Consider the following 25154-nt stretch of genomic DNA (forward strand, 5'->3'; position numbering starts at 1 on the left):
AATGCAAGCATTGCTCAATAAAAATTAATTTCATTTAACAGCTTGCATAAGAGATCATGCACGGGGATTTTTATTATCTGAATAATCGTATCCATAATGGTTGTAGCCATAGCCATAATAGCTGCTAGCTTTTTTGATTATCCCATTAAGGATGCAACCTTTAATCGTGACACCACTTTGCTCAAATCGTCTCGCACTTACTTCAACTTCTTTAATTGTATTTTGTTCAAATCGGGCAACGAGAAGTGTTGTCCCGGCATGACGTCCAATGATAGCGGCATCTGTAACGGCCAGGATAGGTGGGGTATCAATAATGACTAAATCATACTTCGCCGAAGCCCAGTTAAGCAATTCCTGGAATCTTGCGTGCATCAACAATTCTGCTGGATTTGGCGCTACCTGCCCACGGGAGATAAAATCGAAGTTGGCACTTTTGATGTTCTTTACACCGCTTTCAAAGCTTATGCTCGATGAAATCAGATCTGAAAGCCCCATTTCATATCCAACTTTTAGCATCTTATGAGCAATACCTTTGCGCATATCCCCATCAATTAATAATATTTTTTTATCTGCCTGAGCCATAACAGCAGCCAGGTTAGCACTGACAAAAGATTTACCCGCTCTTGGACTTGGCCCTGAGATCATCAATATATTATTGGTAGCTTCGAGCATAGCGAAATGAAGACTTGTCCTCAAACTCCGCAACGCCTCGATTGAAATATCCGCAGGGTTATCCACCGCCAGGAAACTGGTATTATCTTTATTCTTACCTTTAACTTTTTTCCCAGTGTTTATTACTGAATTTTTCAACAACCAATCTGAGCTTGGGATACTGGCATAAACGCTGATACCCAGATTTTCAAGCTGCTCAGGAGATTCAATGCCTCTGTGGAAAAATGCCTTAAATAAGATCACACCCACGGAGATAAAACCACCCAAAATAAAGCTTATTGCAACAATTAACGCTTTTTTTGGCTTAACGGGGATGGGATCCGTGACTGCATGGTCAATGATCCTCACATTGCCTATTGCACTCGATTTTGCTATTTCCAGCTCTTGCTGTCGATTTAATAACTGCATATAAACAGCTCTGCCAGAATCAACATTTCTGCTCAACCGCACGACTTCCTGCTGGGTGGACGGCATAGCTGAAACCTGCTGATTCAGACTCAAACGGTTTTTCTCGAGAACTTTTCTCTTTTCCAACAACGCTTTGTATTTAGGATTTTCTTTTGTATAGAGTTGTGAGATTTCGGCCTCACTAAATGTCAACTGATTAAGTTGATTATCAACATTGACAATCTGATCTAATACTGACTTCGCTTCCAAAGAGAGATCTATTGAATCTTGTTTCTTGCGATACGCATTCAGTTTATCTTCTGCATCATCAAGGTCTGAACGCACCTTAGGCAATTGTGACTGCAAGAACTCCAGACTTTTAGCATCTTGCGCGGCTTGTCTGGCGATATTTTGTGCCAGATAGTTTTGAGTAATACGATTGAGAATCGCTGATATTTGTGCACGATCTTCACCCGTCAGAGTCAGTGTTAACATGCCTGAATCTTTACCCTGGTCAACTACCAGAAGATTTTTTTGTAATTTCTCAATCGCGCTCAATTTGCTCTGATAAGTAATTGTAAAAGAGGTACCTGGTTCCGCAACTATCTCATCGACGAGTATCGTGACCTCAGGTTTTTCTAATACCTTCCCTGTTTGTCCGGAAAATGAGAAAGATTTTCCTTCGACTTTGAAATTATTTTTATCGATGACCGTTAAAGTCACTTCTTGTTTATCACTCCCAATTTGGGGAATATACAGTTTTGTGACTTTAAGACTTCCCGTTTTTGCACCTGTCAGACGGGCCCATCCTTGTCCGAAGAGAGGAAAATAGTTTTGTTGGATCTGAGCCTGTAAATTGAGATCATCAACGGTTTTTCCCAAGATCATACGCGATTGTATTAGCGCAATCTCCGGTTCTGATTGCGGTTGAGCCTCAGGAAGAACCTGACTCAGATTTTCCAGCAAAACATTCCCTTGCTTTTGTTCAACTTGTACTAAAGCATCAGCCTGAAAAACAGGAGTTGAAAAGAGAACATATAGAATAGCAATAATCGTGAATATCCCGGTGATGCTAATAATCAATTTTTTATGATCTAAGAGCTCACCAATAATCAGGCCCAGTTCAATTTCATCTGAGTCAGGAACAGTAGGTTTTTTTGTGAATGCCGATGTCATGCAATAATTTCCTGAAGGTTATCCATTTAGTTTTTCAACCCAGCGAAGGCAGGCTTGCTCAATGAGTTGGTACACATATTCGAATGCCTCATGGCTCTTACGGTAAGGGTCCGGAATTTCTTTCTGTTCTAACCAATATCCCAAAAGAAAAACCTTCCCTCTTGCTTCTGGTGATATGCCACTAATAAATTCGATATGCGACTTTTCCATTACCAGAATCAGGTCATATTTCCGACCAAGTGATGACTTGAATTGAGTTCCTTTATGCCCGTCAAGAGATACTCCATGTTCCTGCGCTACAGCGATAGCCGATGCATCTGCTTCATGGTCCACTAAAGCGGCAATACCTGCCGAGTCTATTTTCTTCTCTGGAATTAATTTCCGTAACAATCGTTCAGCGAGGGGGGAACGGCATATATTGCCGGTACATACAACCAGGACGGAGTCAAACATAGTTAGTTCCAGTTATGGATATAACGAACCGCTTCGATCGTATTATGTACACCGGAGATGGTCGGAACGATTTGAGATATCACGCGGTTCCAGCGGACAACCGGTGCGGCGGTAACATAAACAATATCGTACGGCTGTAACTGGAATTCAGTACTCATCACCATTGCGGAGGCATCTTTAGCATTCAGCTGATAGATATTGGCGATTTTCCCCTGTTTATTATCCTTAATCTGGCGGATAACAAATATCCCCGACGCATCCGACATAACCTGTGAAACGCCGTCGGCATTACCTAATGCTTCTGCCAGCGTCATTCCGCTGCGATCCATTTTAAGCGTGCTCTGTTTCCCGACTTCACCCATGACGAATACTTTCAGGTCATCATTACGTGGTACGTAGAGAATATCGCCCGGAAAGAGCAACTGATTTTGGGTTAAATCCCCTTTCTGCATCAATGCTTCAAGCGAGATGCGACGATCCTTCCCGTTATGAGTTAATACGACATTACGCCAGTCTGCGTCCGGCGCCAGCCCGCCCGCGGCATTGATGGCATCAATAACAGTGAGAGGGATATTGGTAATCGGCTGCTGGCTCGATTTCACAACCTCGCCACTGACATAAACTTTTTGTGAGCGGAACGACGCGACGCTGACATCCACCTGCGGACTTTCAATGTACGTCGCCAGACGGCTGCTGATCTCCTCACGAACCTGAGAGACAGTTTTCCCCGCCACGGCGACTTTACCTATGTATGGGTAAAATATCGTGCCATCGGTATTCACCCAGTTACCCGTATCACTGGCACTGCGGTACTGACCTGCCGGGGTGGTCAGTTCAGGATGATCCCACACCGTAACCATCAGAACATCACCGGAACCAATGCGGTATTGGTAGTTTTGCAGTTGCATATCCAGCTCTGGATTTGGCCGTGCCTGAGCAACGATCGGACGCAGCTGATCCACCAGGCCGGGCGTCATCGGGTACACGTTAACTAATTTATCAATGTCATAATTGCTATCAGTAGGTTGAACAACATCTTTGTCCATGGTACTTAACGACTGCCCTGGAATAACCGTACATCCGCTCAGTAGCAAAGCCCCGAATAATGCAGAAATCTTAAACGTTTTATTTTTCATAAAATCCATATCATGTGGTTCAACAGAAATTGATGTTGGCCATGACGCTAATAACTAGCAGCCAATACATGAGGGTGATGCATTATTTAAATAACTGTTAATAAGCACCGTCTTTTCTAAGCACAACACTTACTGTTTTAAATAAGATGGCAATGTCATTCCACATCGACCAGTTTTTTACATACCAGGCGTCAAGATAGACGCGGGTCTCGTAATCCACATCACTGCGACCACTCACCTGCCATAATCCGGTCATTCCCGGTTTGCTCAGCAAGTAATAATCCACCTCATCACTGTAACGCTCCAGTTCAGCGTTAATAATAGGCCTCGGACCAACAAGGCTCATCTCTCCTTTTAATACATTAAATAACTGCGGCAATTCATCCATGCTGGTTTTACGCAATAAATGTCCGATGCGCGTAATACGTGGATCGTTTTTCAGCTTAAATGTCTCATCCCACTCAGCGCGTGCTTCGGGGTTATTTGCCAGCAATTCCTCAAGCACTTCCTTGGAATTGATTACCATTGAGCGGAATTTAAGACATTTGAAAGGACGGCCGCCTTTACCAATACGCTCATGACCATAAATTGCCGGGCCGCCATCTTTCCTCACTTTGAAGCTGATATACAGCAGCAGCGGAGACAATATGGCAATAATCCCCAGTGAAGCCACAATATCGAAAGCACGTTTCAGGAAGCGTGATGACCATTTCGCCAGGTTCTGATGAACACGTAAGATCATCACTTCATGGCTGAAAATAAACGACATATCCGTACTGTCGAGCGGCATGCCGCGCAGGGTCGGGATCACTGAGACATAACGGTAACCGTGGATCATAAACACCCGCAGCCAGTAGTTACGGATATCGCTCTGGTGTGCTTCCACGGCGACAATAAACTGGGTTTTCTTGTCGCACGGGGTTAATAACCACAGGTCATCGCAGAATATGATCGGAATGCCATCAATGCTGTCCCCCGGCTTGTCAGTCAGTTCGCTGGAAATAAATCCGGTGACGTTCAGCCCGAGATTCTTTTCGCTTTGAATCGCTTTGTAAGCCTCGTGAGCATTTTTACCGGTACCAATAATAATGGCATCGCGTTGCCAGATACCCAGAACCGTTAATACACGCTTAGTCATCATGCGGGCACAAGGTACAAATATCAGCACCAACAGCCAGGTGAGGATCCACATATAACGGGAAAAATTCCACTCCGCGAAAGCCATCACCGCGATCTCAATAACGGCAAAAATGACCAGCGTGCGTAAAATTTCTTTCAGTTCAAACCAGAAGGTTTTGCGGTAGTAATAATGCCGCAAGCGCATGGAGAACCAGCCAACACAACAAAATGCCAGCGTCCAGTGTAATAAAACCAGGGCAGTAACATGTTGAGCGGGAATATAGTCATCAAACTCTTTGAGCATGAAGCTCAGTAATATTTTAGCGACATAAATCGACAGGGTAAAACTGACGAAATCCGAAAGAGCAAGAAACAGGCTTGAGTAAAAATTTCTGGTGAGAAATGTCATATTTCCCTCACAACAAGTATCAAAAATAATTATTACCTGAGGACATCAGGTTAATAGGCTTATAATAATGGACTTCATTAACTGTCTCCTGACATGCTGACATATCAGAAAAATAATAAATAAGTCATTTTGTAGGTGCCTGACTGTTGCAGTCAGGCACAACCTTTCATTAAGGCAACTGCGGTGTATCTCTGTCTGAAGTAATACCGTACAAGCCGTACTGTCTGCCCAGCATCTGGCCACCATCACGCGTCAGTGGTGTCCAGCTGACGGTTGGTGTACTGCGTGTCGGTTTGACCGTCAGCAAGTCCAGCGGAACAGAGATGTAGAAACCTTTAGTAAAGGAGCCTTCACCGTATTCCTGTTTAGAGACATTCGTCAGCGTCGCATAGGCTCCCACGGTGACACCGCTGTCAAAGCGTTTGGAGAGATCCAACGTGCCGCCTTTGTCTTTAGCCAGATATTGCCCGACACTCATTTTCACCAGCACATCATCCATAAATGCCGGCCGCCAGTAGGCTGTCAGGTTGCCGGTCGCGGCTTTGTAATCGGTAAAACGCATCATGTCGTCCCAGTCGCGCTGTTTGACATAGTTAGCATCAATACCCAGTGCCCAGTCAGAATCCAGTGGCCGGTAGAGCACTTCGCCCCCGACGCCGCCGTACATCATCTCCAGATAACCGCCATAAAGCTGTCCGTAGAAACCGTTGCCCAGATAACGGAAGTAGTTGGCTTGCAGGTTATTCACATAGACATCGTTCTGAACGTATTCACGGATATGCGTTCGTACGCGTGGCAGAGAAGAGTCATTACTGACGCCGTCATAGCGGAACTTATCGTAGTTATTGGCAACGTTGCCAAACACGCCGCCATCGACAAGCAGGTGATCTGTCAGCCAGTAGTTGGCATCCGCCAGCACCCCGATCTGATACATATAAAAGTTTTCAGGGCCGCCGACGGATTGTCTTAATACCGGCGACAGGCTGTAATTAAACCGGTCCTTGCCGATAAAGAATCCCTGACCAACATCCGTGACCGGTTCAATCCGTTGCTGGTTCAGGGACTGTTCCTGCCCCAGGGGATAACCCTGTTGCTGCTGACGCAGGCTCGCCACACGGGTACGTGTGGTGACCATCGGCATACCAAAGCGGTTTTGGGTAACATCCAGTGTGTCGACATTCTCCGGCAGATTATTCAGCATGATGAGATTGGCACGCTCTACGCCTTTGGACGTATTGCGATATTTATCCTGCTGACCCGTAACGTTGAGGGTGTCGTCACGGATGTCGATACGCGGTTCGCTAAACCCGGCATTGCCTTTCAACTGAGCCAGTTGCCCGGTCGCGACGCTGTAATTAACCATTCCCGCACTTTGCGGCTGCGGCTGATAGGCAGGAACCGGATCATCAATCTGATGAGGAACCCAATCGTTCATGTTACTGCGCAGGGTAAACCCGAACATAAAGGTATTGCCACGCTCGTAGCTGGCGTTGACATCCATCCAGCTTGCCAGGCGATAAACAGCACCGAAGTTAAACTTACTGTTCTGTTTTAGTGCCCCGGCAAAATCATCGCGGTAGTTATTACCATCGTATTCCATCTTCAGGCGCAACGGCTGCCAGGGGGTCTGATACTCCACGCCGCCGAATACCCCCGCAGGGCCGCGGAACATATCATTGAGTGAAATATCGCCGGTGGAATGGCTTTGCGCGCGGGTACAATATTTATCGCTGGCTTTGCAGAAAGGGTTCGTGATATTGCCGCTGTTGCCGATATAACCCCAGCCTACCCCCAGCGTGAAATCTAGCGGTCCGGCCGCTTTACTGGCGACCAGATATTCACTGTCAAACAACCCCGTGCCGCCGATATCGCGCTTGCCCAACGCGACCTGCGGAAGATAGTAACCCTCTTCCCACAGTCTTAATTTCACATCGAAAGACTTGTCTTTATAGGTTTGATTGCCGCTGAAGTTCGGATCACTACTGTAAAGCCGGTCACGCACGTCGGTATAACGCAACGTGGTCTCCAGCCAGGGAAACAACGCCATCGAGACCGAATAAAAACGGTAGGCATCATTATCGCGGTAGTTGGCACTGAACTCCCCTTCTTTGGGGACCCGCGCCGTCGGTGTTTGTAAAAGTCCCGCGCCACCGAAATCGGACTGTGAAGGACCAAGGGGTTCATCATACGTTTGCGCCCGGACGGAATTAGCGTAAACCACGGACACAGCAAGCAGGCTGAGAAGATATTTTGGTTTCATCATTCAGGGATCCGGTGCGCCAAAACAGAGACGATGTGCTGATTAAGGTTTTTAAACTGGCGCGGCAGCGTCCAGTCAGAAAAACCGACCCAAATGATACTGCCCGGCTGGGCTTCAGCGTGGCGATAATTCCAGTACGCGACCGGCGCGACCCGGATGGTTCCATTGGGATCAATCACCACGGCTTCATTCAGATTGGCACCAGAAAGAAATTGATGGTCTGCGAGATATTCACGAATCGTACGACCTGCAACCCACGGCTGTTTTCCCGCACCACTCACCGCCCCCAGCAACAACACGCTGTTGGGACGCGTTGCGGTATAGACGCGATAATCCCCTTGTAACTGGCGGTTAGCGGCATTGTTGTTGAGGATCAAATCCGCATCCATCGGGGTAAACTGACGACCGGTAACCTGCAACCCCTGCAACTGCTGAATGACGCGGTTAATGGTCTGCTGCGTATCACCACTCTCCGTGGCACGCCAGGCCTTGAGCTGGTTCTGCATGGACAGATACTGTTGCTGCGCCTCAGGCGTAGCGGCAGGCACAGCAATCACGGTACCGGGCGACCAGGATTGGCGGATCAGATCGGACTCCGCCATCATCTGGCGCATATCTTTAATATGGCTGAGTACCTGGGCAGGCTGCCCCTGAGAGGCGCTGGTGTAAACGGCCACGTTGCCCTCGGAAAATGCCATCCCCGGCAAGGCGCTAAAAATGAATAAAAGCGTTTTTATTTTCATGCTGGTGGGATCCCCGCATTGGCAGGTTTGAGCAATGTCATACTCACCGGCATATCTGCTCCCAACCTCTGATTGCTCTTGAGCACTAATCCGCTGTGCGGATCTACCCAGAAAGTGTTTTGCCAGCGGTCACCCGTGGCCTCAAGCGTCACATCCTCGCGCCACACCTGACAGGCGACGACTCTTCCGGGAAGTGTCAGGGTTTCGTCGTCCTGACGGCTGAAACGGGATGTCACAACGGATGACAATGGCTGCCGGTTCTCCGTCCAGCGCATCAGACGTGTCCAGCTCGCCCCTTCACGCAAACTTGCTGCATGCAACAGCGGGTCTTGTTGCAGATTGGTGACTTCCAGCAGATCCCCTTGCGAATAACCGGTCGAACGGACCAGGCGACCATTTTGGGTAATAAATACGACCTGGTCGCCGGTACTCCATTTTTCAAAGCCATCCTGGAGATAACCGACCACAAAGATTTGCGCAGACGTAGGCAGTTTTAAATAAATGCTGCCGTAAGGAATAGCGGCAATTCTTTGGGGTGGTACCACAACATCCTGCGGCCCTTTAACGGCAACCTTAAAAGTATCAACCAGACTGTTTTGCGAAGGGGAACATGCTTGTAACAAGAGGCAGAGGAACAATAAGGAATAGCGCACAAGTGATTCCCTATATCTTTATTATCATGTGGGAAAATAACCACACGGATGTGTGGTTATAATTAAGTGACTTATTAGCGTGAGGTTGTGGTGGTAGTTGAGGTATTGGTGTTGCTGTTACCATCACTATCATCGTTACCTACAGCAATCAGACCTGCGGCTAATATTGCGCCGCTGGTACCGACCACTGCCGCCACTGTTTCCCCTGAGCTGAGTTCAGCAGCAGATGTTGTCTGCGAATATAGGGGCAGCAGCATCAGGGCAATAACAGAAAACATAAATTTTCTCATAATTACTCCTCTTCAATTGACAAACGAATTGTTCACCCAATAACCAATGGGCCCTTTGAGTATATCAATAGAAAATAATTATTGTACAATTTAAGACCGGTATATATTTTAGCTATGCTACCGCCCCTGGTTTACGGCCACCAATTTGCCAAACGATAATTCCGGTAATAATTCGCACAGGTTCCCCTCGCCAAAAATAGGTCAGGCGATAGGTTCCCGTACATTTAAAATAACCGCAGTAATTAGCTATTCGTGCTTATTACAGCGTTATTTTAAAAGTCATTTTTTTCAAAAAAATGACTGTATTAATTCATCCTGACTATAAGGCAGCCATAACGCACCTTGCATAGCAAGAATATCACTGCCGCTTAAGTACTCAATATGCTGCGAATTCTCGACACCATTGATAATAATGCCACGGCAATAGGGCCTGAGATGGGCGATCACTTTTCTTAGAGATTGAGTTCCCTGGTGTTGCCAAAAAAAGGTCTTACTGATTTTTATATATTCAAACTTTTCGCTCATCACCAGCGTAAGACTGGTGTTACCTGCGCCAAAATTATCCAGCCATAAAGGGCAGCATGCAGCTAAAGACTGAAGCACAGGGCGTTCCTGCCCGGCATTGAATTCGTGAAAATCCTCACTCACCTCCAGTCTTATATATTTGTGCTGCTGTAAAACCTTTTGTATCGCCTGATTGCTGGCAATATGCACCGCAATCTCATAGTCAATATTGATCGACAATAAAAAGCCGTTGGCGACAAAGATACTTTCATTCACACAGGCTGTCGTGACCTGCTCAAAGAAGTCCTTGACCTTCTCTTCAGCAGAAAGAGGTAATGCGTAATCCTCTGAATACTCGTTGCTTTCCTTTGTGTTCTTTTTCTTAACCAGCTCAAAACCAAGTATCACTCCCGAGACGGACACAATGGGTTCATACAGGAAGCCAGGATGACTTCTTTTGAGTGATCGCATTTCATACCCCTGAAAAAATAGCAACGTCTGTCGCGGACCTGCACGGTGCAAGGTCAGCTTAAAAAATATTTTTGTTATCTGACAATTCTGTTACCCACGGCGTGTTTGTGCAAAAAGAACAAAGCTGAACTGCTGCTGGCATCAACGCCTATTTTTCTTAATGAGTTGCATTTATGAACACTAATCGTTTTAACACTGAGCTTTAGAATATTTGAAATGCTGGTGACAGACAGACCAGACATCATCATCACCAAAACTTTTTCTTCCATTTTTGTAATATTATAATTGAATTCTTCCTTGTTAATCGCGCTGCCCTGAAGCCGGATAAATTGCTCAACTGATCTCTCGACATCAACCAGATCACTCTTCTTCTTAAGGAACTTGAACTCCTTTTTCAGTAAAAGCTCGAGCATTAACATATCAACGGCTGATGACACAATCAGAATTCTCTCCGGGTCCAATATATTCAGATTTTCTCTTAAAAACTCATAACACCTGTGGAAGCCACCGCCTGAAGGATCGATGATCAAGTAATCTTTCGCAAACAAGTTCATCCCTTCGTTCTGGTCAAATGGGATGACATTGTCTACGTAAGGCAGCTTCTTGGAGATTATTTCTTTCAACGCCAATTTAGTAAATTGGCACTCACTCCAGATTATTACCCGAGGCATTGGGCCGCCTAATTATGTGGTTTTAAAAACGCTCAAATTCTGCCTCGTTAATCCGGGGAAGAATAAAGCACTCTCAGAAAGAGATAAGAAAAAAGAATGTTTAGATCCGCTCTAAATCATATTTAAAACTTTTCAGTATCTGTACGTAGAGTAATACGCAGCCGAAACTCTTCAAATCGTTTTTCTCGCTCATAATAACACCTAACAATAGGTTTGACCGATCGATTTACACTTTCTTATCGTTAAATGCATGCCTGTTTTCTAGGCGCATTCTTACAATTATTCCTAATTAGTAATCAAAATGTGACGTATACGACGCTTTTAAGGTTAAGCGCTCCCAAAATCTAAGAACTATCTCAGTAAGAATCTCTCTCATTTAAACAACTCCATTAACACACTTAACTGTCTGTATTTTTGTTTTAAAACAGGATTTTTCACTTTTTTAAGTGTGATTTCAGATTTTGCTTTTTACGAAAACTAAACATTCAAATTTCATTATTGAGTCATTATCTGAAAAACCGCTCAAAAAAACTAACCTATTGCTCTTTTATACACATTTATGCATAGCGATTAACCGGGCCAGTAAACCCTAATTTACCCAAGAACATTCTTAACTCATAGGGCAAACAGAATTAATTCTTTATTTTCATGCAAGTAATAATAATTGTTTGATTATTCATATCTTCTAATACCAAGACTATTCTTATAAAAATGTCTTTTTAACGTAAATTCGTGCAGATAAATCAGGGTAATTAGCATTTAAATCATTGTGGCTATCAGATAACTCGGATAAATATTAAAAAGTAAATTTTTCAATATGTTGAATTTACAGACAATTAAGAGAGGTGAATGCGCAATAAAAAACCAGCCTTTCGGCTGGTTGATGTTTTTTATGCGGGCTGCTGAAGCGCGGGAAGGTGGGCGGGTGAGTATTTTCTCGGCGGTAATATACAGGCCCCTGAGAGGAAAATATCCCAGGGGCTTGCCTTAACTCGCTTTGCGCCAGCGGCGGGTCAGCACTTTTTCTATTTCAACAATCACAAACAGCGCCACACCGATTATCAGGCCGATGATCCAATAGATGAACGGCAGCGGACGCGTACCGAACAGCGTGTTCATCAGCGGCACATAGATAATGATCGCCTGCAACGCAAACAGCACCAGGGTGACAATCCAGATGCCTTTATTGTGCAGCAGACCGCGACTGAGCGAGAAGTTATCCGAATCGCGGCAGTTGATCATGTACACCCACTGCGCGGTAACCAGCGTCTGCAACAGCACGGTGCGGATGAATTCCGGCTCATAACCGCGCGGCTGTAGCCAGGCTTCCAGCATGAAGGCGCTGATGGAAATCAGCAATCCGACAAACGCCACGCGCCAGATGGCGTATTTATCCATGACGTGTGCGCTGACGTTACGCGGCGGACGGCGCATCACGCGGCTTTCAGCCTTCTCAAATGCCAGCCCGAAGGACAACGTGGCGGAAGTCGCCATGTTCATCCAGAGGATTTGCACGGGTGTTAACGGCAGCAGATTGCCCATCAGAATGGCGATAATGATCAGCAGCCCCTGCGCCAGGTTGGTCGGCATAATAAACAGGATGGTTTTTTTCAGGTTGTCGTAAACCCGCCGCCCTTCCCTGACCGCGTTGGCGATGGTGGCAAAGTTGTCGTCCACCAGAATCATGTCGGCAGATTCTTTGGTTACTTCCGTACCCTTAATCCCCATCGCAATGCCGACGTTGGCCTGTTTCAGCGCCGGTGCATCATTCACGCCGTCGCCGGTCATGCCGACAATTTCTCCGGTATCCTGCAACGCTTTCACCAGACGCAGTTTATGTTCCGGACTGGTGCGGGCGAAAATATCAAACTGCTTCGCCGCCGTTCTCAGTTGCGCGTCATCCATATGCTCCAGCTCATAGCCGGTGATGGAATTCTCGCTGTTACCGATGCCGAGCATTTTACCGATCGCCATCGCGGTTTCCTGATGGTCACCGGTGATCATCTTGACGCGGATCCCCGCCTGCTGACATTCGCCAATCGCCACAATCGCTTCCGGACGCGGCGGATCCATCATGCCCGCAATGCCGATCAGCACCATGCCGTGACTGAGTTCAGGATGATCGAGTGAAGCAACCGGTTGATCGACCGGCTTCCAGGCCGCGGCCACCATGCGCAGCCCTTCGCTGGCATATTGCGTGATCGCCGATTCCCAGTAGGCGTGATCCAGCGGCACCGCCCCTTCCGGCGTCTGCTGGAACTGACACAGTTTGAGCAGCACGTCCGGTGCGCCGGTCAGCATAATCTGCGACTGGCCGTTTGTCTCACCGGCCACCGCCATATATTTATAGAGAGAATCGAACGGGATTTTACTGCTGAGGTTAAACGGCAATTCTGGCAAATGCGCCTTGGCTGCCAGCACTTTCAGCGCCCCTTCCGTCGGGCCGCCGGTAATACCCCAGTGCCCCTGCGCATCCTGCGACAGTGTGCTGTCGTTACAGATATCTACCGTACGCAGGAACTGGGTCAGCAAAGGCGAAGAATCCGCAGGCAGCGGCGACGCCGAACCGGCAATGGAAAAGCTGCCCATCGGCTCGTAACTGTTGCCTTCTACCGTCCAGACATTATCCGCCAGAATCACTGCCTTGACGGTCATTTCGTTCATGGTCAGCGTGCCGGTTTTATCCGAGCAAATCACTGACATCGCGCCCAGTGTTTCCACTGTGGGCAGCTTGCGGATAATGGCTTTGGAACGTGCCATCGCCTGTACGCCGAGCGAAAGAATAATCGAAATGATCGCCGGTAACCCTTCCGGCACCGCCGCCACCGCCAGGCTGATCACTGACAGCAACAGCTCGGCAAACGGAATGTCGCGCAGCAGATAACCAAAAATCAGCAATGCCACCATCATGAACAGAATGATGACAAAAATGGATTTCCCCAGTTTATCTATCTGCACCAATAGCGGCGTTTTGTTGTCTTCAATGGAGGAGAGCATTTCATTGATATGGCCGAGTTCGGTCTGGCCGCCGGTGGCAAACACCACGCCGCTGGCGGTGCCGGAACTGACGGTGGTGCCTGAAAATGCGAGATTTTTACGGTCGCCGATGGATTTCTCACCTTCCAGCGCCCCGGTCTTTTTCGAAACCACGGTCGATTCGCCGGTCAGAATGGCTTCTTCGACACGTAAGTTATGCACGTCAATCAGACGTAAATCGGCAGGGATTTTGTCACCGGGGCGCAGCAGAACAATATCTCCCGGCACGATTTCATCGGTACCGACGGTGACCTGTTGTCCGCCGCGTAATACCAGCGCTTCACTGGAAAGCATATTCTGAATGCTTTTCAATGATTTCTCAGCATTATTTTCCTGGATGAAACCAATTAAGGCATTGATGACCGCCACACCTAATATCACCAGCGTATCAACCCAGTGCCCCATAATGGCCGTGACGACAGCGGCCGCTAATAATATATAGATAAGAATATCTTTAAAGTGCGAGATAAACTTAATAAACAGAGATTTACCTTCTTTTTGCGGCAGGACGTTAGGACCGTAATGGTGGAGTTTATTTTTCGCGTCTTCGGGTGAGAGCCCGTCAGGCCCGGACTGAAGTCCGGTAAGGCTTTCTTCTACGCTTTGCTGATACCACAGTGTTTCTGTTGTTTTATTCACGGAATATGGCGCTGGATTATTCATGATGCCTGACTCCTTGATCCCTGAAAGGGTTCATGAATGATGCGGGTAATGCAAGAATTGTGATGTTAATTTCTGGCAAGATACGTAAAGCTGTATAAACTATAATATACCGTGTTAAATAGTGTTAATTCCCGGCTTTGAAAAAACAATTAGATTAACAAAAACAACAGATAACCTGAGTCTCAATAAGAATAGGTCAGAGATATAATATATTGGCACAGCACATTAAATGTCCTTATATATTCTGTCTTAATTTATTATTTCGTGTGTTGTTTATGAGGGGAAGTATTATGGACATTCGTTTCTCTCCCGCTCTGCTCATCCTATTTCTGATAAGCGCCTGTGACCAGAAAGCCACGGATCCTCCCTCCCCGCCGCGACAGGTTAAAATTGCGACGGCAGAAGCCGCCAGCCCGCTCAGCACCCGCGTTTTTCCGGCGCGCATTTTAGCCGGTGATAACACCGACATTGCTTTCAAACGTGCAGGCCAGTTGCAAACGCTGGACGTCCGCGAAGGCGAAGCGGTAAAACAAGGACAAATTCTCGCCCGGCTGACCAACAACGATGCCCGTCAGCGCCTTAACGATCGTCAGAGCGCCGCCACGCTGGCGCAGCGCCAGTTTGAACGTTATCAGACGCTGGCACGGCGCAACGTGGTGTCGCAGGCCGAACTCGAGGTGCATAAAGCCAGCCGGGATTCCGCCGCTGCCGCACTGAAAATTGCGCAGGAAGAACTTAACGATCTGAACCTCACTGCGCCGTTCAGCGGCGTCATTGCGCGGCTGTCTGTGCGCAATCATCAGGTTGTTGCCGCCGGTCAGCCGGTGGCAACCATAAGCCGTTCCGACGTGCTGGATGTGGTGTTCAGCGTGCCGGAAAATCTGTTTACCAGCCTGGATGTACGCAATGTCGATTACCGCCCGCGGGTGCGTATCAACAACCTTCCCGACCGGGAATTCACCGCAACCTATAAAGAACACACCGCCAGCAGCGAAGCCAATACGCTGACCTGGCAGGTGACGCTGGTCATGCCGCGTCCGGAAAACTTCCCGGCGGTGGCCGGATTAAGCGGCACGGTCACGGTGAATCCGGCCAATCTCGCCACGGCAACGCCGGTCAGTACGCTGGTTATCCCGGTCGAAGCCGTTTTTAATCCGGACAGCAGCCAGCGTAATGACGCACACGTCTGGGTAGTGGCCGGTGAAGGCGATACCCTGCACGTCGAAGACCGTAAAGTCACCGTCGGTGAGCTGACGTCTCAGGGCATTGAAATCACCGCCGGACTGCAAAAAGGCGACAGAGTGGTGGCTGCGGGCGTCGGGGAATTACACGCTCAGCAGCCGGTTCGCATCTGGACCAGAGAGCGGGGTCTGTGATGGGAATTAACGAAAGCTTCATTAATAATCCGACGCGCATCTGGCTGGTGATCCTGCTGCTCGGCGTGGGCGGGCTGATTGCGTTGTTCAATATCGGGCGGCTGGAAGACCCGGCGTTTACCATTAAAACCGCGGTGGTTGCCGTGCAATATCCCGGCGCGTCATCCCAGCAGGTTGAGGAAGAAGTCACGCTGCCGCTGGAAAATGCCCTGCAACGCCTGCCTTACGTCGATAATATTTCCTCGATCTCTGCCGTCGGCTTATCGCAAATTACCGTCAATATCGATTCCCGTTATCACTCCTCCGAACTGCCGCAAATCTGGGATGAACTGCGCCGCCGCGTCAACGACGCCACGTTGCAGTTTCCGCCCGGTGTCAGCCCGCCGTTTGTGAACGATGATTTCGGTGATGTGTACGGCTATTTTTTCTCGATTTATGGCGACAACTTTAGCAACCCGGAACTGCGTAAATATGCCGAACAACTGCGCCGTGAACTGGTGCTGGTGCCCGGCGTGGGTAAAGTCGCGATTGGCGGCGTCCTTCCTGAACAGGTCAACATTGAGATTTCACGGGCAAAAATGGCTGCCTATGGCGTCACGTTGCCGCGCCTTGCCGACGTGCTGAATCGCCAGAATATGGTGTCAGATGCGGGCAGCATGACGGTCGGCAGCGAGTCGATCCGTTTGCATCCGACCGGTGGCTTTGAAAATATTGACGAGCTGAATAATGTGCTGATCAGCCCCGCCGGTTCGACGCACAGCATTTATCTGCGTGATATCGCCACCATCTCGCAGGGGATCACCGATCATCCGGGCAATATTTATCACGCCAATGGCCGTAATGCGCTGACCATTGGTGTCTCTTATATTCCCGGTGTGAATGTCATGAACATTGGCCGGGCGATAGAAGCCAGAATGCATCAGCTTGAAGCCGATAAACCGGCCGGGATCCAGCTGAAAGTGTTTTACGATCAGGCTGCTGAAGTGAAGAAATCCGTCGATGGTTTCATCATTAACTTCCTGATGGCGCTGGCAATTGTGGTCGGCGTGTTGCTGATTTTCATGGGATTACGCAGTGGGATTATTATTGCCGTGTCGCTGGCGCTGAACGTGCTCGGCACGCTGCTGATCATGTATTTGTCCGGCATCGAACTGCAGCGCATTTCGCTCGGGGCGCTGATTATCGCGCTCAGTATGCTGGTGGATAACGCGATTGTGGTGGTGGAAGGCGTGCTGATTTCGCGCCAGCAGGGTAACCCGCTGATGAACGCCATCTCGCAAATCATTAAGCGTTCCGCGCTGCCGCTGCTCGGCGCGACGGTGATCGCCATTCTGGCGTTTGCGCCCATCGGGCTGTCACAAGATTCGACCGGTGAATACTGTAAATCGCTGTTCCAGGTGCTGCTGATTTCGCTGATGCTCAGTTGGGTGACCGCGCTGACGCTGACGCCGGTCCTGGTGAAATGGGCCTTCGCCAATATGAAAGTGGCGGATAAAAAACCGGACGAACAGATTGACCCTTACGGTGGCAGGATATTTCGCGTCTACCGGCGGATGCTTTCCGCACTGCTTGCACATCAGGCCCTCACGCTCAGCGTTCTGGCTGCGCTGCTGGTGGCTTCGGTGTGGGGTTTCGGTTCCGTGCGGCAGAACTTTTTCCCTTCCTCTAATACACCGATTTTCTTCGTCGATTTGTGGCTGCCCTACGGCACGGACATTAATTACACCGCGCGCATCGCCGGTGAAATCGAAAAAGATATTAACAAGCAGGAAGGCGTGGAAAACACTGTCACTACCGTCGGTCAGGGCGGGATGCGTTTTATCCTCACCTACAACGGCCAGCGGCAATATTCCAACTATGCGCAAATTATGGTGCGCATGGATGACCAGCGAAAAATCGCCGCGCTGGCCCACAGCACCGAACAGAACATCCGCAATCATTATCCTGAAGTCAACGCCAGCCTGAAACGCATCATGTTCGGGCCGTCCGGTGACAGTGCGATTGAAGTGCGGATTAAAGGTTCCGATCCCGACCAGTTGCGTAATATCGCCAGTCAGGTGGATAAGATTATCCTCGATGACGGCGCGGCCGACGGGGTGCGTAACGACTGGCAGGATCGCAGCAAAATGGTTCGCCCGGTATTTTCGCCGTATCTGGGACGTGAACTCGGCGTGGACAAAGGCGAAACCGACAGCGCATTACAGATGAATTTCAGCGGCAGCACCGTTGGGATTTTCCGCGATGGCTCGACGCTGATGCCGATTGTTTTACGCCCGCCATCATCGGAACGGCTGGATGTCGATCATATGGCCAATATCATGGTCTGGAGCCAGACACGTCAGCAATTTATCCCGCTGAGTAACGTGGTCAGTGATTTTAAAGTTGAATGGGAAGATCCGCTGATCATGCGGCGCGACCGCTCGCGGGTGCTCACCGTACAGACCGATCCGGATCCGGCCAGCGGTGAAACCTCCGGCGATATGCTGGCGCGTATTAAACCGCAGGTTGAGGCGCTGAAATTACCGCACGGTTACAGCATCGAATGGGGCGGCGACGCGGAGAACTCCGCCGAGGCGCAGCAGGGGCTGTTTACCACCCTGCCGGTTGGTTTCCTGATGATGTTTATCATTACTGTACTGATGTTCAGCTCGGTTAAAAACGCCATCGCCATCTGGCTGACCGTGCCGCTGGCCCTGATTGGCGTCACCTTTGGCTTCCTGCTGACCGGTATTCCGTTTGGCTTTATGGCGCTGATCGGCCTGCTTAGCCTGAGCGGGATGTTAATCCGTAACGGCATCGTGCTGGTGGAAGAAATTGGTCAGCAGAAAAAAGAGAAAAACCAGACCGACGCGATTATCTACGCGGCCACTTCGCGTCTGCGCCCGATCCTGCTGACGGCGTTTACCACCGTGCTCGGCCTCGCGCCGTTGTTGCTTGATGTCTTTTTCCAGAGCATGGCGGTTGTTATCATGTTCGGGCTGGGATTTGCCACCGTGCTGACGCTGCTGGCGCTGCCGGTGATTTACAACTGTTTCCATCGTGAAGGGCAACGACGTACACAATGAACACCACGGGACTGAATATTATTAAAACGCTCGGCTGCCTGACCGCCGTGACCTTTTTCACCGTTTATAACACTTACGACAATTACAATTATAACTACGACACTATTCTGGCTTTCCTGACCTTTATTTCCACCATTGCCACACCGCTGTTTTTTGTGGTCACCGGTTATATGGATGCCGGTTCACAGCACACGGCAGAATGGCAACTGAAGAAAATACGCAGCATCTTAACCCTCTTCATTTTCTGGTTTTCGATTTATTATTTATGGGAGCCTTACCAGAAAGGTTATCTGATTCAGCCGTGGTTTATCTTTACGCTGGTGATTATTTACACCTTTCATCCGCTGGTGGAATGGCTGGCTAAAAGACGGGTCATTCTTGCGGCACTGGTCGCCAGCCTGCTGATTTTTTCCTTTGCGTATGATCTGCTGGCGATCTATTTCACTGACCATAAATCTTTTTCAACCCCCGCGCAGTTCCGCATCTGGACCTGGGTACTTTATTATCTGACCGGCCAGTTGTTATATGACCCGGTGGTTTCCGCCCTGTACGGTCGCCCGCGGGTGGCGAAAATCGCCGCCATCGCCATTCCTTTTGTCTATATTTTCACCTGGTATTATGAAAAACACTTCTTCTTTTCCATCTTCAACCTTGAGCGCAACAGCTTTATTCTGACCGGATCGCAGGTCTATATTCTGGTGGTATTGATCATTATCGCGGCCAATGGCGTGAAACAGGACGCCACGCGGTTGCCTGTCAGTGAAATGGTCAGTTCGCTGGGGAAAACCATGACCGGCGTTTATATTCTCCACTACACCTTTTTCAATTTATTAATCCAGTGGATCCCGATCAACTCCCTGACCGCCAAACTGTTCGTCATCCTGCTGACTTTTCTGCTTTCAGTGTTGTCTTCAATGCTGCTGCTGAAGAATAGCGTGACGAAGAAGCTGATTACGTTTTGAGAAGGCAGTCTGAGGCAGGGATCAAATATGAGCCCTGCAAATGGAGGGGCCTTATCAAGGAAATTAATTATCACGTTTATCTCTGCCAGTGATTTTATCAATCACTTTTGACAGAAAATAGAGGAACACCAGCCATACTCCGATACTGACAAACTTCAACGGCCAGGGTTCGACAAACATAATGCAAAGTATTGGGCCAAAAATAACTAACGGGGCAAATGCAAAGCCAAACGAATGATAGACTATAAAAGCCACCATATTTTTTACTTTGATAATCAGAAAATTAATAAATTCCAATAAGCGGCTATTGGTTGACATTTATTTTACGCCTCATTGTTTCCCTGAATGCATGATCCCTACATATGCCCTTGATAGATATAATGCCAATGGGAATAGTAACCGCCATATCATGTCCTTATCAAGTTAATTATCACGTTTATCTCTGCCAGTGATTTTATCAATCGCCTTAGACAGAAAATAGAGAAACACCAGCCATACTCCGATGCTGACAAACTTCACCGGCCAGGGTTCGATAAACATAATGCAAAGTATTGAGCCAATAACGATCAGTGGGCCAATAAGTGCTTCGAGACTATGACTTATCGTGAAGGTAATTATCTTATAAGCGATGTAGAGCAGGGACCGGATAAATTGTATAAATGGGTTATTATGCGGCATTGAGTTTCCTCCTCACCGTGTCCATTATCTTTCTGAATGCGGATTCCCCCTGTGTCACCCTGACATGTATCGCATCGACAAAGGGTTGTACTGAAGGCTTAAACAAAAAATATAGAAGGTCGTAATCCCTCGGTCTGAGGAGTTTATAGACTTCAGGATCCTCAGTTTCAAGAGCTTCTGATGTTCGTATTGAACGCTCTGTCATGCCTCCTATTAGCAAAACGCCGGTTAATGCAGATATCGGCTGATAGCGAAAACTGGCAGAGATGAAAGAGACTCGTTCTAATACTGAGGCAGTTATCAGCGCAATTATTATGTTGGTTCCCATTCGTCCAATGAATGAAGTAAAAACCTCCCTGTAAATTTTGTCTTGCTCAGTTTCTGAAACATATTTATTAAACTCGGTAAAAACCAGCTTAACGGCTTCAGAGATATGGTGATGATTCAGAATGTCGTTTCTGATGGCATCCGCCATACGTATTCGCATCGTTTCATGTATGTAACGTGAACCGGTATCAAATATCCCATACACCATGTATCCAAAATCAACCGGAACGGTCAGTGCACCGTTTATCAGGCCATATACAGAATCAGGGGAAAGAATAATCCCGGCAATGCGCGTTGCAATATCATCAATGTCAGCCATGTCATCCCTTAGCCATTAATAATTCCCGCGCAAATTGTAGGGTATTAATAACTCAGCAACCAGACTCTTTATTGTATATATCTGCCGCGCAGTACCTCCGGGATCACAGATTGATCATTAACACAAAACCTTAACTCTGCTCCGATACCAGCACCGCCATGGTGTCCGGTTCCAGCGCGCGAAAGATATGTTCGACGTCGGCGGGATAGGAAATGTAATCTCCGGCATTCAGTTCCACTGGTGAGTCAACCAGCCCGACGAGGGCGCGTCCCTGGGTGATGATGATGTGCTCGACCGAGCCCTGCGGATGCGGGCTGGAGATACGGTCAGCGCCCGGTTGCGTGGTCAGCAGATAAATATCCCGGCGTGCAGCGGGCGGACAGGTCGCGAGTAATACCGCTTTATAATCCGCCAGTTCGGCCACTACCGCCGGACCTTCACCCCGGCGGATCACCTGCATTTTATTCACTTCCGGCTCCATCAGTCGCGCAAAAGGAATGTTCAGCGCCACACACAGCGCCCACAGGGTTTCCAGACTCGGATTCCCGTTGCCCGCTTCAAGCTGGGAAAGCGTCGATTTGGCGATACCGGCACGGCGGGCGACTTCCGCCAGTGACAGGCCAGCCCGCTGGCGTTCACGAACCAGTCCCTTCGAAATAACGCTAATAGGTTGTGACATAACCGCCTCATGATCAGTATAACGAACGATCGTTCGACTTGAAGAACGATGCAGATGCGTTCATTATAATGGATACTTGTTCGTTATGGGATGAAATTATGTCTGCACGTTTCTTTTCACCGTTGGGGAATGATGTGCTTAAAGCCATCTTTCTGGTGTGTCTGGCCGATGGTCTGGTCGGCATTTCTTATGGCTCGCTGGCGGTCGCAGGCGGTTTCCCGCTGTGGGTGCCGCTGATGCTTTCGCTGCTGGTGCTGGCAGGGGCGTCGGAGTTTCTATTTATCGCCATCGTCGGCGGGGGTGGCAGCCCGTTTGCGGCGGCGGCGGCCGGATTGCTGGTCAATGCGCGCCATTTACCGTTCGGGATTGCGGTGAAGGATCTGGTCGGCAGCAAAGCCATGAGCTGGCTGGGTTGTCACATCATGAACGATGAAAGCGTGGTGTTTGGCATCTCGCAATCTACCCATGAAAAACGCAAAACCGCCTACTGGTTATGCGGTGCAGGTATCGCCTTATTCTGGCCGGTCAGTGTGATGGCCGGGGCGTACATCGGCCAGTTCATTCCGGATATCAAAGCCATCGGCCTTGATGCCGTGTTCCCGGCCATTTTGCTGGGGTTGATTTTCCCGGCGCTGCGCAGCCGCAGAACGCGCATACCCGCTACCTCCGGTGCGCTGATTTCGCTGGCTGCGGTGCCTTTCGTTCCGGCTGGTATGCCGGTGCTGTTTTCCCTGCTCGGATTGCTGGCGTGGAGGAACCGAAAATGACCTCACACAGCCTGATGATCGCGGGAATTGCGGTGCTCGCCGCCGGAACATTTCTGATGCGCGTGGCCGGTTACCGGCTGGGCTCACGCCTGAATTTCTCCCCTGCAACTCAGACAATGTTATCGGATGCGGCGACCACCTTATTGCTGGCGGTGGCCGCTACGTCGGCGCTGTTCGAAGGTCAGCATTTCGCCGGATACGCGCGGGTCACCGGCGTCAGCGTGGCGTTGTTTTTAGCCTGGAGAAAAGCGCCGCTGATGGTGATTATTATTGCGGCAGCAGCAGTGACGGCGCTGCTGCGCGGGTTCGGCATTCAGTAGGCAGAAACAAGAATGGCTCCCGCAGGAGCCATTTTCACACCGGTGATGAGTTACGCCACGTCTTCGTATTGCGGCACCGGATTGCGGAAGCTTTTGGTCATGCAGGCCAGATAGATAAAGCCGATTGCGCCCCAGATCAGGCCGAGCACCATCGAGCCTTCTTCCAGATTCACCCACAACGCACCGACGGTCAGCGCACCGCACAGCGGCAACAGCAGATACTGAATATGATCCACAACGGTTTTGTTGCGCTGCTCGCGGATCCAGAATTGCGAAATCACCGACAGGTTCACAAACGTGAATGCCACCAGCGCACCAAAGTTAATCAGCGCCGTGGCGGTGACCAGATCGAAATTAATCGCCAGCAAGGCAATGGCGCCGACCAGCAGCACGTTGAAAGACGGGGTGCGCCATGTCGGATGGATATAACCGAAGAAGCGTTTCGGGAACACGCCATCACGGCCCATCACATACATCAGGCGGGAAACGCCCGCGTGCGCTGCCATACCGGAGGCCAGCACGGTGATGCTGGAGAAAATCAGCGCGCCAAACTGGAACGCCCGGCCTGCCACCTGCAGCATGATTTCCGGCTGTGAGGCGTCCGGGTCTTTAAAGCTGGAGATATCCGGGAAATAGAGTTGCAGGAAATAGGTCGCCGCAATAAAGATCACGCCACCAATTAAAGCGGTCAGGAATATCGCCCGCGGGATCACCCGTTCTGCGTCTTTGGTTTCTTCCGACAAATTACTGATGCCGTCAAAACCGGTGAAGGAGAAACACAAAATGGTCGCGCCGGTAATCATCGGCACGGTATGCGCATTTTCACCCCAGAACGGTTGGGTGCTGGCGAGCGTGCCATAGCCGGTGCCGTGATTCACGCCATAAATCACCATGCCGGTGATCACCGTGATCAGCACAATCTGCAAGACAACAACCAGCGTATTAATGTTGGCGACCGTTTTGATACTGCGCAAATTCGACAGCGTCATAAAGCTGACCAGTACGACGACAAATATCCACGACGGCACCGACGGTACCAGCGCTTCAAAATAGATTTTTGCCAGCAGAATATTGATCATGGGCGCGAATAAGTAATCAAGCAGCGACGACCAGCCGACCATAAAACCGATCACAGGATGAATGGCTTTTTGCGCGTAGGTATACGCAGAACCGGCGGAAGGATAGCGGCGCACCAGCTTGCCGTAACTCAGCGCGGTGAACAGCACGGCGATCAGCGCAAAGGCATACGCCGTCGGCACATGGCCGTCCGTCAGGCCGGAGACAATACCGAACGTATCGAACAGTGTCATGGGTTGCATATAGGCCAGACCTATCATGACAACCGGAATCAGCGTAAGGCTTTTACGTAATTCCACGCGGGAAGGGGACCCTGTGACGAGGTTATCCGACATGATGTTGATTTCCCATGACGGAGAACGCTGCATATAAAGAGTGCTGCACCATTTATGATTCCTTGCGACAAGACTGTCGGTATCTGAAAGTAAATATCTATCCGGTACTTAGCCCGGCCTCTGGTATTTGAAGGTTTGCTTAATGAAGAATGCGTAGTGCAATGAACGAAAAATGAGTCATCCCCGTTTTGCGGGGCGCATATTTTGCCTTATTAAGTATTGAATTTACAAGCCGGATAAGAATAAACACGGTCAATAAATAAAACAGGCAGTCAAAACGAGCACGTATTGCAAAAGTCGTTTGCCGGTGGTTTTGCTAATTGTTTTTATCCTGTAAAACAAAAATGAATTCCCCGTTATTGCCGTTATCAAATATCGGCAGCGCGTGGGTGAAAATAACGTCTGCGGCTATTAATCAACATTCATACAACATTCCGCCGGGTCCCGCTGCCCGGATTGACTAATGGGCAAAATCTGAAAATTTAGCCTGTTGCGATGAGAGATGAATTTTCCTCGCTTTTGTTGTTAACAATTTGTGCTATAAATTTCATATAAGAAAAACCAATGTAGCCTCTTTTCCGCACAGCAAAGATTTTCGGAGTGCAA

General features: G+C 49.0%; 20 protein-coding genes. 5 read left to right on the forward strand and 15 right to left on the reverse strand.

Features of this window, described 5'->3' with window-relative positions; genetic code table 11:
• Positions 1-54: 54 nt before the first annotated feature.
• The 11 genes from EX31_RS02925 to EX31_RS02975 form a co-directional block, all read right to left on the reverse strand.
• Positions 55-2235, reverse strand: coding sequence for a polysaccharide biosynthesis tyrosine autokinase (locus EX31_RS02925; protein ID WP_037033320.1), 2181 nt, complete (start codon positions 2233-2235; stop codon positions 55-57).
• Positions 2236-2253: 18 nt separating this feature from the next.
• On the reverse strand, positions 2254-2688 hold the full coding sequence (locus tag EX31_RS02930; protein WP_037033321.1) for an arsenate reductase/protein-tyrosine-phosphatase family protein: 435 nt from the start codon (positions 2686-2688) through the stop codon (positions 2254-2256).
• A 2-nt stretch (positions 2689-2690) separates the two neighbouring features.
• Positions 2691-3824, reverse strand: a complete 1134-nt coding sequence (locus tag EX31_RS02935) for a polysaccharide export protein (RefSeq protein ID WP_037033322.1) — start codon at positions 3822-3824, stop codon at positions 2691-2693.
• 97 nt (positions 3825-3921) lie between these two features.
• Positions 3922-5352 (reverse strand): undecaprenyl-phosphate galactose phosphotransferase WbaP, encoded by a 1431-nt coding sequence (gene wbaP / locus EX31_RS02940; protein WP_013576880.1) that lies wholly within the window; start codon positions 5350-5352, stop codon positions 3922-3924.
• A gap of 169 nt (positions 5353-5521) precedes the next feature.
• Entirely contained in the window at positions 5522-7612 is a 2091-nt protein-coding gene (locus tag EX31_RS02945; protein WP_037033561.1) for a YjbH domain-containing protein, read from the reverse strand.
• The gene (locus tag EX31_RS02950; RefSeq protein WP_037033324.1) at positions 7612-8355 is read right to left on the reverse strand and encodes a capsule biosynthesis GfcC family protein; all 744 of its coding nucleotides are present in this window, start codon (positions 8353-8355) and stop codon (positions 7612-7614) included. The genes EX31_RS02945 and EX31_RS02950 overlap by 1 nt, the downstream gene beginning before the upstream one ends.
• The gene (locus tag EX31_RS02955) at positions 8352-9008 is read right to left on the reverse strand and encodes a YjbF family lipoprotein (protein WP_037033326.1); all 657 of its coding nucleotides are present in this window, start codon (positions 9006-9008) and stop codon (positions 8352-8354) included. Before EX31_RS02955 ends, EX31_RS02950 begins: the two co-directional genes overlap by 4 nt.
• 74 nt (positions 9009-9082) lie before the next feature.
• Positions 9083-9298, reverse strand: coding sequence for a hypothetical protein (locus EX31_RS02960; protein WP_013576884.1), 216 nt, complete (start codon positions 9296-9298; stop codon positions 9083-9085).
• A gap of 288 nt (positions 9299-9586) precedes the next feature.
• The gene (locus EX31_RS02965; RefSeq protein ID WP_037033328.1) at positions 9587-10273 is read right to left on the reverse strand and encodes an EAL domain-containing protein; all 687 of its coding nucleotides are present in this window, start codon (positions 10271-10273) and stop codon (positions 9587-9589) included.
• A gap of 74 nt (positions 10274-10347) precedes the next feature.
• Entirely contained in the window at positions 10348-10821 is a 474-nt protein-coding gene (locus tag EX31_RS02970; protein WP_223509121.1) for a helix-turn-helix transcriptional regulator, read from the reverse strand.
• A 1110-nt stretch (positions 10822-11931) separates the two neighbouring features.
• Positions 11932-14643: a cation-transporting P-type ATPase gene (locus tag EX31_RS02975; RefSeq protein WP_037033329.1), complete on the reverse strand. Its 2712-nt coding sequence runs from the start codon at positions 14641-14643 to the stop codon at positions 11932-11934.
• 290 nt (positions 14644-14933) lie between these two features.
• Here EX31_RS02975 and EX31_RS02980 point away from each other — a divergent pair, with 290 nt between their 5' ends.
• The 3 genes from EX31_RS02980 to EX31_RS02990 are packed head-to-tail and all read left to right on the forward strand — an operon-like array spanning position 14934 to position 20046.
• On the forward strand, positions 14934-16019 hold the full coding sequence (locus EX31_RS02980; protein ID WP_037033330.1) for an efflux RND transporter periplasmic adaptor subunit: 1086 nt from the start codon (positions 14934-14936) through the stop codon (positions 16017-16019).
• Entirely contained in the window at positions 16019-19084 is a 3066-nt protein-coding gene (locus EX31_RS02985) for an efflux RND transporter permease subunit (RefSeq protein WP_037033331.1), read from the forward strand. Before EX31_RS02980 ends, EX31_RS02985 begins: the two co-directional genes overlap by 1 nt.
• Positions 19081-20046, forward strand: a complete 966-nt coding sequence (locus EX31_RS02990; RefSeq protein WP_013576891.1) for an acyltransferase — start codon at positions 19081-19083, stop codon at positions 20044-20046. The genes EX31_RS02985 and EX31_RS02990 overlap by 4 nt, the downstream gene beginning before the upstream one ends.
• A gap of 63 nt (positions 20047-20109) precedes the next feature.
• Here EX31_RS02990 and EX31_RS02995 read toward each other — a convergent pair whose 3' ends face one another.
• The 3 genes from EX31_RS02995 to EX31_RS03010 form a co-directional block, all read right to left on the reverse strand.
• Positions 20110-20364 (reverse strand): hypothetical protein, encoded by a 255-nt coding sequence (locus EX31_RS02995; protein WP_037033333.1) that lies wholly within the window; start codon positions 20362-20364, stop codon positions 20110-20112.
• A gap of 349 nt (positions 20365-20713) precedes the next feature.
• Entirely contained in the window at positions 20714-21370 is a 657-nt protein-coding gene (locus EX31_RS03005) for a hypothetical protein (protein WP_037033335.1), read from the reverse strand.
• Positions 21371-21500: 130 nt separating this feature from the next.
• Positions 21501-22049 (reverse strand): helix-turn-helix domain-containing protein, encoded by a 549-nt coding sequence (locus EX31_RS03010; protein WP_013576895.1) that lies wholly within the window; start codon positions 22047-22049, stop codon positions 21501-21503.
• 98 nt (positions 22050-22147) lie between these two features.
• On the opposite strand from EX31_RS03010, the gene EX31_RS03015 reads away from it, so the two are divergent.
• Positions 22148-22816, forward strand: a complete 669-nt coding sequence (locus EX31_RS03015; RefSeq protein ID WP_013576896.1) for an AzlC family ABC transporter permease — start codon at positions 22148-22150, stop codon at positions 22814-22816.
• Positions 22813-23136 carry an AzlD domain-containing protein gene (locus tag EX31_RS03020; RefSeq protein ID WP_013576897.1) on the forward strand — a complete coding sequence of 108 codons (324 nt, stop codon included), beginning with the start codon at positions 22813-22815 and terminating at the stop codon, positions 23134-23136. Before EX31_RS03015 ends, EX31_RS03020 begins: the two co-directional genes overlap by 4 nt.
• 50 nt (positions 23137-23186) lie before the next feature.
• On the opposite strand, the gene EX31_RS03025 is transcribed toward EX31_RS03020, so the two are convergent.
• Positions 23187-24548: an APC family permease gene (locus EX31_RS03025; protein ID WP_037033563.1), complete on the reverse strand. Its 1362-nt coding sequence runs from the start codon at positions 24546-24548 to the stop codon at positions 23187-23189.
• Positions 24549-25154: the final 606 nt, after the last annotated feature.

The organism is Rahnella sp. WP5 (assembly GCF_000745615.1).
GTDB lineage: Bacteria > Pseudomonadota > Gammaproteobacteria > Enterobacterales > Enterobacteriaceae > Rahnella > Rahnella aceris.

Excerpts from the sequence above, each read along its gene's own strand:
- EX31_RS02925 (WP_037033320.1), bottom strand. The coding sequence starts at position 2,235 with ATGACATCGGCATTCACAAAAAAACCTACTGTTCCTGACTCAGATGAA.
- EX31_RS02930 (WP_037033321.1), bottom strand. The coding sequence starts at position 2,688 with ATGTTTGACTCCGTCCTGGTTGTATGTACCGGCAATATATGCCGTTCC.
- EX31_RS02935 (WP_037033322.1), bottom strand. The coding sequence starts at position 3,824 with ATGAAAAATAAAACGTTTAAGATTTCTGCATTATTCGGGGCTTTGCTA.
- wbaP (WP_013576880.1), bottom strand. The coding sequence starts at position 5,352 with ATGACATTTCTCACCAGAAATTTTTACTCAAGCCTGTTTCTTGCTCTT.
- EX31_RS02945 (WP_037033561.1), bottom strand. The coding sequence starts at position 7,612 with ATGAAACCAAAATATCTTCTCAGCCTGCTTGCTGTGTCCGTGGTTTAC.
- EX31_RS02950 (WP_037033324.1), bottom strand. The coding sequence starts at position 8,355 with ATGAAAATAAAAACGCTTTTATTCATTTTTAGCGCCTTGCCGGGGATG.
- EX31_RS02960 (WP_013576884.1), bottom strand. The coding sequence starts at position 9,298 with ATGAGAAAATTTATGTTTTCTGTTATTGCCCTGATGCTGCTGCCCCTA.
- EX31_RS02965 (WP_037033328.1), bottom strand. The coding sequence starts at position 10,273 with ATGCGATCACTCAAAAGAAGTCATCCTGGCTTCCTGTATGAACCCATT.
- EX31_RS02975 (WP_037033329.1), bottom strand. The coding sequence starts at position 14,643 with ATGAATAATCCAGCGCCATATTCCGTGAATAAAACAACAGAAACACTG.
- EX31_RS02980 (WP_037033330.1), top strand. The coding sequence starts at position 14,934 with ATGGACATTCGTTTCTCTCCCGCTCTGCTCATCCTATTTCTGATAAGC.
- EX31_RS02985 (WP_037033331.1), top strand. The coding sequence starts at position 16,019 with ATGGGAATTAACGAAAGCTTCATTAATAATCCGACGCGCATCTGGCTG.
- EX31_RS02990 (WP_013576891.1), top strand. The coding sequence starts at position 19,081 with ATGAACACCACGGGACTGAATATTATTAAAACGCTCGGCTGCCTGACC.
- EX31_RS02995 (WP_037033333.1), bottom strand. The coding sequence starts at position 20,364 with ATGTCAACCAATAGCCGCTTATTGGAATTTATTAATTTTCTGATTATC.
- EX31_RS03005 (WP_037033335.1), bottom strand. The coding sequence starts at position 21,370 with ATGGCTGACATTGATGATATTGCAACGCGCATTGCCGGGATTATTCTT.
- EX31_RS03010 (WP_013576895.1), bottom strand. The coding sequence starts at position 22,049 with ATGTCACAACCTATTAGCGTTATTTCGAAGGGACTGGTTCGTGAACGC.
- EX31_RS03015 (WP_013576896.1), top strand. The coding sequence starts at position 22,148 with ATGTCTGCACGTTTCTTTTCACCGTTGGGGAATGATGTGCTTAAAGCC.
- EX31_RS03020 (WP_013576897.1), top strand. The coding sequence starts at position 22,813 with ATGACCTCACACAGCCTGATGATCGCGGGAATTGCGGTGCTCGCCGCC.
- EX31_RS03025 (WP_037033563.1), bottom strand. The coding sequence starts at position 24,548 with ATGTCGGATAACCTCGTCACAGGGTCCCCTTCCCGCGTGGAATTACGT.